Raw genomic sequence first — 13011 nt, 5'->3', positions numbered from 1 at the left:
AGCCGACCGGCGCTAGCCCGCGCGGTGGCCGCTCAGCTCGGCCCCCGCGTCGGCCGCGAACCGACGGTTCCAGATCGTCGCGGAGGCCGAGACGGCGGTCACCACGAAGAACGCGAGCGTGAAGTCGCGGAGCGCCGGGTTCACATGACCGGACCCCAGCATCCCGACATGGAGCGAAGCCGCGCCGACGCAGATGCCGAGCGACAGCATCAATTGCTGGAAGGTCGCGTAGAAACTCGTCGCGCTGCTCATCCGCGTGGAAGGGATCTCGTCATAGGCGATCGTATTGTACGCCGAGAACTGGAACGACATGAAGAAACCCGACAGCATCAGCACGCCGAAGATCACCGGGATCGGCCAGTCGGGACGAAACAAGCCGCACACCGCATAACCGGCACTCGCGCAAATGCCGCCGACGATCAGGCTGTTGCGGAACCCGAACCGGCGCAGCAGGCGCGGCGCCAGACCCTTCATTCCGAGCGACCCGATCGCCCCCGCCACGGTGATCGCCCCGCTCGCCGCGGCGGTCATGCCGAACCCAAGCTGTAGCATCATCGGCAGCAGGAACGGCTGCGCGCCCTGCGTGATCCGCGTCAGCGACCCGCCGATTACCGACAGGCGAAACGACGGGATCCGCATCAGCGACAGGTCGAGGATCGGATCGGCGCGCCGCTTGGCGTGGCGGATGTAGAGGACGCCGGAGACGAGCCCGATCGCGATCAGCGTCAGCGCCGCCGAGAATTCGCCCGTGCGGCTGGTCATCTCGAATCCGAACAACAGGCACCCGAGCGACACGCCCGACAGCAGGAAGCCCGGGACGTCGAACCGCGCCGGACGGTCCGCCCGCACCTCGCCGATGTAGCGGGTCACCAGCACCACGCCGAGCAACCCGATCGGCACGTTGAGATAGAAGATCCAGCGCCAGTCGAGATAGGTGACGATCGCGCCCCCTACCGGCGGCCCGAGGATCGGGCCGATCAGCGCGGGCATGATCAGCCACGACATCGCCTGGACCATGTCCTCCTTGGCGACGCTGCGCAGCAGGACGAGCCGCCCGATCGGGATCATCATCGCGCCGCCCAGACCCTGCAGGAAGCGCGCGCCCATCATGAACGGCAGGCTGGTGGCGAAACCGCACAGCATCGATCCGCCGACGAAGATCAGGATCGCGGCGCGGAACACCGTGCGAGAGCCGAACCGGTCGGCCAGCCGTCCGCTCGCCGGAATGAAGATCGCGAGCGCCAGCAGATAGGAGGTGAGCGCCGACCCCATGTTGGTCGCCGGCACGCCGAAGTCGCGCGCCATCGTCGGCAAGGCCGTCGCCAGCACGGTCGCGTCCATCTGTTCCATGAACAAGGCGCAGGCGATGATCAGCGCGGTGACGCGGTAGTTGCGCGGCGTGTGCGGGACGGTGCCCGGCTCCCTGGCGACCTGCGCGATCGTGCCCGCGGCGGGGAGGATGCCGTCGCGGATCTCGCTGTTGATCGCGGCGAGCCCGCGACGGCGCAGCCTCATGCCTGCCACCCCCCGCCGAGCGCCTTGAACACGTCGACCTGGCGATCGACCAGCAGCGCGTCGGAGGCGGCGAGATTGGCTTGCGCGGTGGTCAGCGCGGCCTGTGCGGTCAGCAGCGACAGGAAATCGGTCCGCCCGAAGCGGTAGAGCCGCCCCGCCTGGTCCGCCGCGGTCGCCGCACTCGCCTGCGCGCGCGACAGTGCCGCGTTGCGATCGGCCTCGCGCGCGTAGGCCGACAGCGCCGTCTCGGTCTGGCGCAATGCTTCCAGCGTCGTCGAATCGAACTGCGCCAGCGCCTGGTCGGCGGACGCGCCCGCCTGCGCAATCTGCGCACGGACGACCGGGCGATTGGGGAAGCTCCAGCTGATCAGCGGCCCCAGCCCGAGGTGGAAGGCATTGCCCGACCCCAAAGCCGACACCGGCCCGGTGAAGCCCGCCGAGCCGCTCAGGCTCACCTGCGGATACAGGTTGGCGGTCGCCACGCCGATCCGCGCGGTGGCGGCGGCGAGCGTGCGTTCGGCGGCGCGGATATCGGGGCGGCGGCGGATCAGCGCCGCACCGTCGCCGATCGGCAGCGGACGCGTCAGCGCGGGCGGTCGCGCGCAGGTCGCGACGTCGCGCGGGTAATCCGCGGGAGTGCGCCCCATCAACGTCGCGAGCCGGTAGAGCGCCGCGGTGCGGGTGGCGATCTGCGTCGGGATCAGCGCCGCGCTCTGCTCGACCGCCGAGCGCGCGCGGGTGACGTCGAACGCGGTGCCGCGACCGCCGCGCTGCAGCCGCTGGGTTACGTCGAGCGTCTGGCGTTGCAGCGCGAGGATCCGGTTGTTGGCGGCAAGCACCATGTTGGCGGTGCAGGCGGCGGCGAAGCTGCGCGCGGTCTCGGCGGCGACGGTCACGCGGACATTGTCGCGCGCGGCGGCAACGGCTTCGGCATCGCCCTGTGCTGCCTCGATCCCGCGCCGGATCCGCCCCGACAGATCGAGCGGATAGGCGAGCGAGATCCCGAGGTTGTAGTCGAGCGTCCCGGGCAGCGTGCCGCCGGTCGTATAGGGCCGATCGAGCGAGGTGCCGCCGCCGAGCAGCGTCGACAGGGTGCGCCCCGCAGCGACCTCCGCAACCACCGCATCCGCGCGGCGCAGGTTCGCGTCGGCCGCGCGCAGATCGGTGTTGGCGGCGAGCGCTTCGGTGACGAATGCGTCCAGCCGGGTGTCGCCGTAAAGCTGCCACCAGTGATCGGGCAGCGGCACCTCGGCGAAGACCTTTTCATGCCCGCTGTCGAAGCGGTTCTGCGCCGACGGGCGATTGACCACGGCGGCCTCCGGAAGCGCGTAATTCGGTCCGGCGGTGGTGCATCCGGCGAGCGCCAGCGCGACCAGCGCGGGCAGCGTCCTGCGTGGCGCGGTCCGGAAGCGCGTCATGCCGCCACCGCCGGCTGGCCAGCCTTGTGTTCCACCGTCACCGTCGCGGTGCGCCCCACGATCAGCGAAACGCCGGCGGGGACCTGACCCAGCTTGACCCGTACCGGGATCCGTTGCGCCAGCCGGACCCAGCTGAAGGTCGGGTTGACGTTGGGCAGCAGGTTGCTGGTGTTGGTGCGTTCGCTGTCGTTGATCCCGGCCGCGATACTGTCGACGCGTCCGTGCAGCGCCTTTGGTTCGCCCATCAGATGCACGATGACCGGATCGCCCAAATGGATCCCGCCGAGCTTGGTCTCCTCGAAATACCCTTCGACGCGGAGGGAATCGGTGTCGACCAGCGCCATCGCCTGCGCGCCCGCCGCGATATAGTCGCCGGGGTGGAGATCGAGGTTCGTCACGATCCCGTGCACCGTCGCGCGCACGGTCGTCCGCGCCAGGTTGAGCGCCGCGGTCGACCGCGCGCTCTGCGCCTGCGCGAGCGAAGCGGACGCGGTGGCGACCCGCGCGACGTTCTGCTCGTGCGTTTCCTTGGCGACCAGATCGCCCAGCGCAAGGTCGCGTTGCGCCTCGCGCCGCGCCTGGAGCAAGGTGGCGCGCGCGCTCGCGATCGACGCATCGGATTGCGCGAGCGTGAGCTGGAAGCGCGGGCGATCGACCACGAACAGGATGTCGCCCGGCTTCACCGCCTGATTGTCGTGGACCGCGACCTGCGTCACCAGGCCCGCGACATCGGGCGTGACGCGGACGATATCCGCGCGAATGCGACCGTCGCGCGTCCAGGGATCGGTTTCGTAGCGGCGCCACAGCCAGAAGGCGACCAGCACCGCGAGCGCGACGATGATCAGGGTGGCGGCGGATCGACCAAGCGGGGCGAGCAATGATTTGAAACGGGCGGATGTCATGCGGAAGGTCCGGTGAGCAGGGCGAGCAGCCCGAGGATGAGGACGAACAGGGCGAGGTCGACGAGCGGGCGGTACGTCACCACCCGGTAGGCTCCGGCGAAGGAGAGCAACCGCGACGCGAGGCCGGTCAGCAGCACCGCCGCGATCGCGAGCAGGAGAATCGAGGGGAGGTAGACCCCCCCGATGGAGATTCCGCCGATCATGCCGCCGCTCCCGCCTCTGGTTGATAGGCCGGCGCCCCGGGGAACAGGTTGCGCCGGAGCGACGTCAGCGCGAGAATACCGGAGCGGTGACGCCCGGGCGTACTGGTGCGGAACCCGCGCATCGCGCGATCGATCCCTGCCAGCAGATCGGGCTGGGGCGGCGCGGGCTGATCCGGCCGCAGCGCCCGGTAATGCGCCCCGACTCCTTGCAGCACCGGAGTGATCAGCCCGGCTTCCGTGGTCGACCCGTCGATGCGCAACTGGCGCAGCTCGCCGATCGAGACGCCGACCCGCAGGTCGGTCAGTGCGTCGAGCAACGGCTTGCCCGGGTCTTCGCCCTGCAGCGCGAGGCGCGGCGCGAGCAGGCCGATCCGGTCGAGCATACGCGCGACCCATCCGGCGGCGTCCGGCCGGCCCGGCGCATCGCTGCGCAGCGCCAGTTCGCGCCATCCGGCGCGGATCAGCCGGCGTGCGCTGGTATCCGCGCCGATCGTCTGGAACAGACCGACCGTCACCACCGCGAACAGCGTGCCGACCAGCTGCGCAATGCCGCCGTTGAGGAACGCATCGAAACTTCCCCCGAACCGGTCGTTCAATCCCACCGTGTTGAGCCCGCCCAGCAAGGCCCCGAGCGTGATCAGCAGGGTCGAGGGGCGCGCGAGGAACATCCCGCCGGTCAGCATCGGGGGCGCGAGCACCGCGGCGAGCGTCACGAAGTCGGTCACGCGCGGCAGGATCGCGAAGGCATAGACCGCCGCAAGGACCAGCCCGATGACCGTTCCGTAGAAAAACGCCATGATCGCGGGTGCCGGATCGTCGCTGTTGCCGAACAGCGCGCAGCAGACGCCCGCGATCAGCACCGCGCCCGCCCCATCGGCCCAGCCGGTGCCGATCCAGAAGATGCAACCGAGCAGGATCGTGGCGGTCGTTCCGGCAGCGGCGCGCAGGGCGATCCCCCGGTCGCGGTGCAGCGGTCGCCTGGCGGAACGCGCGAGCAGGCGGGCGACCGCGGGGGTCACGGGCGCGCGCGAGGGCGAGCGCATCTGGTCGCGCAGGTCACGCGCATTGCGATGCGCGTCGATCAGCTCGGCCAGCCGCGCGAGCAGGCTGAGCCGGAGCGCGTCGCGCCAGATCACGGTGGCGTCGGGGGGCGGTTCGAGCGCGCTTGCGCGCGCGATCAGCCGGTCCGCGGTGGCGCCCCGTTCCGCCACCGGCAGCGGATCCGCCAGCCACAAGCGTACGTCCTCGATCAGCGCGAGCGCCTCGGGGCGGGGGGCGTCGGCACCGCGCTTGAGCTCGACGATCCGATCGTCGACCGCACTGGCGAGCGGCAGCAGCATCGATAGTTCCGCTTGCAGTGCACGCAGCGTGCGGACGCGCGGCAACAGCCGCGCGGTATCGAACGGCAGATGGATCGACAGCTGATGCAGGTCGTTGATGTCGAGCGCAAGGCGACGCCGATCGCGGTCGAGCGCGGCATCGGACGCACCGGCAAGCGAATCGCGCGACCAGCGCTCCGCATCGGCGAGGATCGCGTCGATCCGCGCCAGCAACGTCGCCGTCACCGTCTGCGGGAAGACGAGGCCATGCACCAGGCTGCCGCACAGGATGCCGATCGTGATTTCCTGGACGCGCAGCGCGGCGGTCGTGAAGATCGCGTCCGGCGCATTGACCGATGGGAAGCCGATGATGCTCGCGGTGTAACCCGCCAGCAGGAAGAGATAGGCGCGCGGTGTCCGGTCGAGCAACGAGATGTAGAGGCACAGCCCCAGCCACAAGGCCAACCCGAGCGACAGAAGTTCGGGCGCATTGACGAGATTGGGGACGAGCACGACCGCGGCGATCGCCCCGAGCACGGTTCCGGCAACGCGGAACACCGCCTTGGACAGCACCGCGCCCGCCAGCGGTTGCGCGACGATGTACGAGGTGGTGACGGCCCAATAGGGGCGGGTCAGTCCGATCTTGAGCGCGATGTAATACGCCAGCATCGCCGCGACGAAGCATTTTACCGCGAACAACGCGTTCCGGCTGCCGAACCGGTCGAGGATCATCGCGCCCGATCCTTCAGAAAGCGCGCGCCGACTCGCTCGGCGACGCGCAGCGCCGTCGCGAGGTCGGCGTCGTTCACGCCGTCGAGCATCGCATGACGCAGGGTTTCCAGTTTCGTCTCGATGGTGGTGGCGAGCGCGCGTCCATGGTCGGTCAGGCGGATCCGGCTGACCCGCGCATCGACCGGATCGCGGTGCCGCTCGACCAGGTCGGCAGCGACCATCTGGTCGATCGACCGGACCAGCGACGCCTGCGTGACGTCGAGTTCGTTTGCCAGGTCGGTCTGCCGGACGTCGTCGCCAAGACGACCGACCTGGATCAGCGCCCAGCCGATCGACGCGGACAGTCCCATGCCACTCAGCGCGCGATCCGCCGCTTGCCGCCACATGCGGGCAAGCGGGAGAAGGGTCCGGGCGTAGGACGCCTCGAGCGAAGGGCGTGGCGATATCATTAGCGTGCTAAGTAATGTCCGCAATCAATGCTGCAATGCGGAATCTGCGTCGCGTCCAAAAAAACCGGCCTGGGGATGGTTTTGCCGTGCGCCGGGGGTTTTTCGGGCGCGGACAGTCCGATCTGCCGATCGTACGGTTCGCCGTTCTCTTCCAGACGGAGCGATTGATCCTTTTAAGGTCGATCGGCGTTTCGCTCATGAAAGCGAGATGGTAGCCACGATGACACCTCGGGAAGTGAGCCGCGTAATCCAAAACCATCATGCACCAGTGCCGCCGCTCGACCGATCGACGGGGACAAGGCGGTCAGCGGCGATTGCCGTGTGCATTCCGGCGCGCAACGAAGCCGCATTGCTGCCCGCGTTGCTCGATGCACTGGCCCGGCAGACGAATGCGCCGCCGTTTGTCCTCTGCCTGCTGCTCGACGCCTGTACCGACGACAGCGAGACGGTGATCGCAGGGTATCGCGACACGGTACCGTTCGAGATCGTGACCCGCTCCGCGGCGCATGCCGGAACGCCCAATGCCGGTCGGGCGCGGGCGGCGGCGATGGCGCTCGGGGAGAAACTGGTCGGCGAGGCCGGGGTGCTGCTGTCGACCGATGCGGATTCCGTCCCGGCGGCGGATTGGGTGGCGACGAACCTGGCGGCGCTGGATCTGTCCGACATCGTCGCGGGTCGGATCGTCCGCAGCGGTGGGGCGGCCAGCCCGGTGCAGGACCGGATCGAGGCCTATTATGACGGGCTTGCCCGGCTCCGCCGGTTGCTCGACCCGGTGCCATGGGAGGGTGCGCCGCATCATTACACCAGCGCCGCGAGCCTCGGGTGTACGGTACGGACCTATGCTGCGCTGGGCGGGTTCGCGGCGGTGGCGGCGGGCGAGGATGCGCGGCTGGTCGATCTGGCCTATCGGCATGGGCTACGCGTCCGCCGCGACGACCGGGTCCGGGTGGAAACATCGACGCGCCGCACCGGGCGTGCGCTCGGGGGGCTGGCCGATCATCTCCGCGATCTCGACCGCACCGGGGGACAGGCGGCGCGCATGGCGCATCCCGAGGATGTCGCCTGGCGGTACGCCCGACATGCGCGCGCGCGCGCCGTCTGGGGGACGCTAGACACCGCTGCACCCTCGTTGGCTGTCGTCCTGCAGCGCCCCGAGGCGGACATCCGCGCCATCGCCGCCGAGGCTGCCAATGCCGAGGCCTTCGCGATCCGGGTTGTCCCCGATGTCCCGGGGGGCGAGCGCCTGGTCGATCTCGACACGGCCGAGCTGGCGCTGGCGGCGTTGCTGTCCCGTCCTGCGCGTATGGCGGCATGAACGCGGTTCCCGACCCGCTCGACCGGCTGCTCGCGGAACCGCGCCCGACGGGTGCGCAGATGGCGGAACGGCTGGGCGCGGTGTATCGGCTGTTGCCGGTACCGGGCGATCCGCGCGACGCTGCCGAGATGCTCGCCCTGTTGCGCCAGTTGTACCGCATCGCGCGTCGCGACTTGCCGCTTGCCCGGCTGTTCGAAGGGCATGTCGATGCGCTGCAGATCCTCCAGCGCTACGACGATCGCGCCGGCGCGGATGCCGTGATGGCGCTGGCGGGGCAGGGACGCGTGTTCGGCGTGTGGAACGCCGCCATCCCAGACGATCCGTTGCGCGTGGTGGATGGACGGCTCCACGGTGGCAAGAGCTTCGCCTCGGGGGCCGGGATCGTCGACTATGCCCTGGCCGGGGCGGACACGCCGGAGGGGAACCGGCTTCTGCTGATCGATCTTGCCGCTTCGGCGCCATCGATCGATCGCGCCTGGTGGAATGTCATCGGGATGGAGCGATCGCAGACGCATATGGTGCGCTGGGATGACGCCGGGCCCGACACGTTCCGCACGATCGGCGCACCGGGCGATTATGCGCGCGAACCCTATTTCAGCGGTGGGGCGCTCCGCTTCGTCGCGTGTCACGCCGGCGGCGTCGCGGCGCTGTTCGATCATGTGCGCGATCATCTCCAGGCGACCGCGCGGAGCGAGGATCCGCATCAGCTCGGGCGGCTCGCGGACCTTTATGGCGCGGCGTCGGCGGCGGCCGATGCGGTACGGACCGTCGCGCTGTCCTGGCCCGAAGCGGGCTATGTCGAGCGCGTCGCGGCCGCGCGGCTGGCGGTGGCCGCCGCCGCCGAGCGCGCGATCACGCTCGCGCAGCAGGCGGTCGGGGTGTCGGGCATGTTCGTCGATCATCCGCTTGCGGCGGCGATGACCGACCTGATGGTCTATCTGCGTCAGCCAGCCCCCGATGCGCAACGGATGCGCGTCGGCAAGGCCGCCGCCAGCGCCGTGCTGATGCCCGACCTGTGAGACCGCTCGTGATCGACCAGGTTCGCAGCGCGCTGATCGTTGCGCCCCATCCCGATGACGAGGCCATCGGCGCCTTCGGCCTGATGCGGCTGCTCAAGCGGCGCGGCGCGCGTGTGCGGGTCGTGGTCGTCACCGACGGCGCCGGATCGCACCCCAACAGCGCCACTTGGCCGCGCGACCGGCTGGTGGCGCGGCGTCGGCGCGAAACGCGGGCGGTGCTCGCGGGAATCGGGATTGCGGCGGGCGACGTGCGGTTCCTCGGCCTGCCCGACGGGGGACTGGCCACGGCTGCCGACCATGCGCACCGGGCGATCGCGCGGGCACTGGCGCAGGCGCGCCGCTATGACCTGCTCGTGATGCCGGCGCAGGATGACGATCATCCCGATCACCGCGTGGTCGCGACCGGCGCGGCGGCGTGCCCGGTGGCGCGACGGCTCGACTATCTCGTCTGGCCCAACCGCCAGGCGCGGGCGCGTTCGCCGACGCATTACCTGCGCCTTGGCCCCGTCGCGGCGGCAAAGCGCGGCGCGATCCTGCGCTATGCCAGCCAGTTCGGAATGATCGACGACGATCCGGGCGGCTTCACGATTTCGCGAGCGGAACTGGCGGCGTTCGCCCATCCGCTCGAACGCTACCGGGAGGTACCCCGTTGAAGCCGATCGATCTTGCCGGGTTTGAACGAAAATTTGCCGATCATGCGGACCCCTGGAGCACCTTCACCGATCGTGACGAGGCGCACAAGCGCGGCGCGATCCTGCACGGGCTCGGGCCGGGGCCGATCGGTCGCGTGCTCGAACTCGCGGCGGGCAACGGATCGAACAGCGTTGCGCTCGCACGTCGCGCGTTGCGGCTCGATGCGACCGAGGGGACGCAGAGCGGTGTCGACCTCGTAAACCGCGCCATCCGTGCGGCAGTGCCCGGGCGGCGGCATGTGCGGGTGCGACAGCTCGTTCTGCCCGGCGGTTTCCCGGGCGGGCGGTATGATGCCGTGGTGATTGCCGAAGTGCTATATTACCTGTCGCCGCGCGACATGGCGCGGGTCGCGCGCGACGTGGTGGCGAGCCTGCGGCCCGGAGGGCGGCTGGTCCTTGCGCATCACCGCGTGGACTATCCCGATTTCGTCCAGCATGCGGCGCGGATCCATGGCCGCTTTCTCGCCGCATCCGGTGCGGCCTGGCGCACGGCGGGCGACGGCCGCACGGGCCGCTGGCGGGTGCAATCCTATGTCCGGCGCTGAACGTCCGGACCCGCAGCGGCCGATCCGGGTCGCGATGCTGGCGCCGATCGCGTGGCGCACCCCGCCGCATCATTATGGTCCCTGGGAATTGGCGACGAGCGTCCTGACCGAGGCGCTGGTCGCGCGCGGGATCGACGTGACGTTGTTCGCCACCTGCGACAGCGCGACGTCGGGCACGCTCGCCGGGGTCGTACCGCGGCCATATAATGACGATCCCGCGGTCGACGCCAAGGTATGGGAGATGCGGCACGTCGCCCATGTCATGGAACGGGCCGCCGCGTTCGACATCATCCACAACCAGGCCGATTTCGTTCCGCTGGCGTTCAGCCGGCTGATCCGCACGCCGATCGTCACCACCGTCCACGGGATGCCGTCGGAGCGGATCCTGCCGATGTTGCGCGAATATCAGCACGACGTGGACTATGTCGCGATCAGCGCGACCGATCGCAGCCCGCAGTTGCGCTATGCCGCGACGATTCCGCACGGGATCGACATCGGCGCCTTCCCGTTCGGGACGGCGCCGGTGCGCGAACTGCTGTTCTTCGGGCGCATCCACCCCGACAAGGGCACGGCGGTCGCCATCGCGGTCGCGCGCGCCGCGAACATTCCGCTGAACATCGCGGGGATCGTCCAGGATCAGCGCTATTTCGAGGAACAGGTGCGCCCGCACATCGACGGGGTGACGGTGCGTTACCTCGGGCCACTCGGCGGGCAGGCGCGGCTGGCGGCGCTCGGCTCCGCGATGGCGCTGTTGCATCTGATCGATTTCGAGGAGCCATTTGGTCTGTCGGTGGTCGAGGCGCTGGCGTGCGGAACGCCGGTCATTGCCTTCCGGCGCGGGTCGATGGCGGACATCGTCCGGGACGGCGAAACCGGCTTCGTCGTCAATACCGCGGAGCAGGCGTGCAGCGCGATCGACCGGATCGGACAGATCGACCGGGCCGCCTGCCGCGCCGATGTCCAGACGCGCTTCTCGGCGGATCGCATGGCGGCGGACTATCACCGGCTGTACGCGCGCGTCCTGGCCCGACGCTGATGTCGGTCGGGGCCGCGGCGGGCAGCCCCACGCCGCGGTCCTCAGGCGTGGGTATCGGCCCCCAGATCCAGCGTCGCCGCGGTCTGCAGGATCGCGAGATGGGTCAGCCCCTGCGGCATGTTGCCAAGCCACTGTCCGTTCGTCGCGTCGACCATCTCGGGTGCGATCCCGACGCCGCTTTCCAGACCGGCAAGCGCGGCGTCGAACTGGACGGCGGCGCGCGCTCGCTCGCCGAGCATGGCGCGGGCCTCGACCATCCAGAACGTGCAGGCGAGGAAGCAGCCTTCCTCCGCGTCCGCTCCGGAATAGCGATAATGGAAGGCACCCGCCGCCAGCTCGGAGTCGATCGCGTCGAGCGTGCGCCTCATCCGGTCGCGTCCGTCGAAGCGGAACCGCACCGCGAGCGCCAGCGACGCATCGAGCCGGTCGCTGCCGGGATAGAATAGATAAGTGCCACGGGTTTCCGACCAGCAGTGTTCGCCGATCCAGGCTTCGATGCGGTCGCGCTCGCGGGCCCAGCGGTCGCGACAGGTGGTCGGCAGGTGACCACCATCCGCCAGCTCCACCGCGCGCGCCAGCGCCTGCCAGCAGCTGATCTTCGACATGGTGTAGTGGCGCAGGTCGGGCAGTTCCCAGATGCCCGCGTCCGGCTCGCGCCAGCGGTCGGCGCACTGGTCGGCCAGGTGCGACAGGGTTTCGGCGCTGCGGCTGTCCAGGATGTTGCCGCACGCGATGAAGCGCTCGGCCGTTTCGAAGATGTCGCCGTAGATGCCGTGCTGATGCTGCGCGCCCGCGGCATTGCCGACCTGTACCGGCTGCGACCCCTGGTAGCCGTCGATCGCGATGGAGCGCGGTGCGTCGACCGGGTCGCCGCCAAGCGTGTAGCAGACCCGCGGCAACCCGTCGCCGAGGCGCTTGAGCAGCCAGGTGAAGCCGGCCTTCGCCTCGGCCTGCGCGCCGATCCGCAGGAACGCCTTGATCGTATAGCCGGCGTCGCGGATCCAGGCGTAGCGATAGTCCCAGTTCTTGTCGCCGCCGATGCGTTCGGGCAGCGATGTCGTCGCCGCCGCCACGATCGCCCCGGTGGGCGAATATAGCAGCAGCTTGAGCGCGAGGGCATGGCGCAGCACCAGCTCGCGCCGCGCGCCGGTATAGGAAATGCGGTCGCACCAGCTGCGCCATTCCGCGTCGGACAGGTCGATCCGTGCATCGATCTCGGCGATGTCGGGAACGACCAGCGGCTCGTCGGCGCCGGCGACGATCGCGATCGTCGCTCGGTCCGTCGCGTCGAGCGTGACGCTGGCACGGATCCCGCCATCATTCTGCTGGTCAATCGTCACGCTGTCGCTCTTTAGGAACAGGCCGAGCACGCTGCCGACGTGGAAGACGTGATGCTGCCCGGCGCGAGAGAAATACGGGCTGACCGTATCCGCGCGTCGGCCGAACCGCAGGTCGATCGCGAAGCGCATGCTGCCCGCGATCCCTTCCAGTCGCCGCGCCAGCTCCGCCCACGGCAGGCGCCCCGCCGATCCGCTGTTAAGCGATTCCACCATCCGAACGCGGCCGGTTTCGGTCGCGAAGATCGTCTCGAGCACATTGCTGTCGGGAAGATACCGCCGTTCCACCGTGAACGGATCAACGGGGGCGAGGACGAACCGCCCGCCGGTGTCCGCATCGAGCAGACGGTCGAACAGCGGGGGCGAATCCATGTTGGGCACGCACCACCAGTCGATCGACCCGTCGCTGCCGCTGAGCACGACCGCGCGGCCATCACCGAGCGCACCATAAGCGTGCAACGGAAGGAAGCCGCCATCGTCGCGGGCGGCGGTAAGGGCGTTGAGTGCGGTCACGATACGGCTCCTGCGC

General features: G+C 69.7%; 12 protein-coding genes. 5 read left to right on the top strand and 7 right to left on the bottom strand.

Going from position 1 to position 13011, the window contains the following annotated elements; genetic code table 11:
• Nucleotides 1-12 precede the first annotated feature (12 nt).
• The 6 genes from L8K25_RS01275 to L8K25_RS01250 are packed head-to-tail and all read right to left on the bottom strand — an operon-like array spanning nt 13 to nt 6538.
• Entirely contained in the window at nt 13-1515 is a 1503-nt protein-coding gene (locus tag L8K25_RS01275; RefSeq protein WP_242137122.1) for an MFS transporter, read from the bottom strand.
• Nucleotides 1512-2933 carry an efflux transporter outer membrane subunit gene (locus L8K25_RS01270; RefSeq protein WP_242137121.1) on the bottom strand — a complete coding sequence of 474 codons (1422 nt, stop codon included), beginning with the start codon at nt 2931-2933 and terminating at the stop codon, nt 1512-1514. The genes L8K25_RS01275 and L8K25_RS01270 overlap by 4 nt, the downstream gene beginning before the upstream one ends.
• Nucleotides 2930-3835: an efflux RND transporter periplasmic adaptor subunit gene (locus tag L8K25_RS01265; protein WP_242137120.1), complete on the bottom strand. Its 906-nt coding sequence runs from the start codon at nt 3833-3835 to the stop codon at nt 2930-2932. Before L8K25_RS01265 ends, L8K25_RS01270 begins: the two co-directional genes overlap by 4 nt.
• Nucleotides 3832-4038, bottom strand: a complete 207-nt coding sequence (locus tag L8K25_RS01260; RefSeq protein WP_242137119.1) for a DUF1656 domain-containing protein — start codon at nt 4036-4038, stop codon at nt 3832-3834. The genes L8K25_RS01265 and L8K25_RS01260 overlap by 4 nt, the downstream gene beginning before the upstream one ends.
• Nucleotides 4035-6089, bottom strand: a complete 2055-nt coding sequence (locus L8K25_RS01255) for an FUSC family protein (RefSeq protein ID WP_242137118.1) — start codon at nt 6087-6089, stop codon at nt 4035-4037. Before L8K25_RS01255 ends, L8K25_RS01260 begins: the two co-directional genes overlap by 4 nt.
• A complete protein-coding gene (locus tag L8K25_RS01250) occupies nt 6086-6538 on the bottom strand; it encodes a MarR family transcriptional regulator (protein WP_242137117.1) in 453 nt (150 codons plus the stop codon). The genes L8K25_RS01255 and L8K25_RS01250 overlap by 4 nt, the downstream gene beginning before the upstream one ends.
• Before the next feature lie 319 nt (nt 6539-6857).
• Between L8K25_RS01250 and L8K25_RS01245 the strand changes: the two genes are divergently transcribed.
• The 5 genes from L8K25_RS01245 to L8K25_RS01225 are packed head-to-tail and all read left to right on the top strand — an operon-like array spanning nt 6858 to nt 11145.
• Nucleotides 6858-7853, top strand: coding sequence for a glycosyltransferase (locus L8K25_RS01245; RefSeq protein WP_242137116.1), 996 nt, complete (start codon nt 6858-6860; stop codon nt 7851-7853).
• Nucleotides 7850-8872 (top strand): acyl-CoA dehydrogenase, encoded by a 1023-nt coding sequence (locus L8K25_RS01240; RefSeq protein ID WP_242137115.1) that lies wholly within the window; start codon nt 7850-7852, stop codon nt 8870-8872. The genes L8K25_RS01245 and L8K25_RS01240 overlap by 4 nt, the downstream gene beginning before the upstream one ends.
• An 8-nt stretch (nt 8873-8880) precedes the next feature.
• The gene (locus L8K25_RS01235) at nt 8881-9525 is read left to right on the top strand and encodes a PIG-L family deacetylase (protein ID WP_242137114.1); all 645 of its coding nucleotides are present in this window, start codon (nt 8881-8883) and stop codon (nt 9523-9525) included.
• Nucleotides 9522-10109, top strand: a complete 588-nt coding sequence (locus L8K25_RS01230) for a class I SAM-dependent methyltransferase (protein ID WP_242137113.1) — start codon at nt 9522-9524, stop codon at nt 10107-10109. Before L8K25_RS01235 ends, L8K25_RS01230 begins: the two co-directional genes overlap by 4 nt.
• Nucleotides 10096-11145, top strand: coding sequence for a glycosyltransferase family 4 protein (locus tag L8K25_RS01225; protein WP_242137112.1), 1050 nt, complete (start codon nt 10096-10098; stop codon nt 11143-11145). Before L8K25_RS01230 ends, L8K25_RS01225 begins: the two co-directional genes overlap by 14 nt.
• A gap of 41 nt (nt 11146-11186) precedes the next feature.
• Here L8K25_RS01225 and L8K25_RS01220 read toward each other — a convergent pair whose 3' ends face one another.
• Entirely contained in the window at nt 11187-12995 is a 1809-nt protein-coding gene (locus tag L8K25_RS01220) for a glycoside hydrolase family 15 protein (RefSeq protein ID WP_242137111.1), read from the bottom strand.
• Between the last annotated feature and the right edge of the window lie 16 nt (nt 12996-13011).

Source organism: Sphingomonas sp. TREG-RG-20F-R18-01, from assembly GCF_022662475.1.
Classification (GTDB): domain Bacteria; phylum Pseudomonadota; class Alphaproteobacteria; order Sphingomonadales; family Sphingomonadaceae; genus Sphingomonas.
This window is presented reverse-complemented; position numbering and strand designations above follow the sequence as displayed.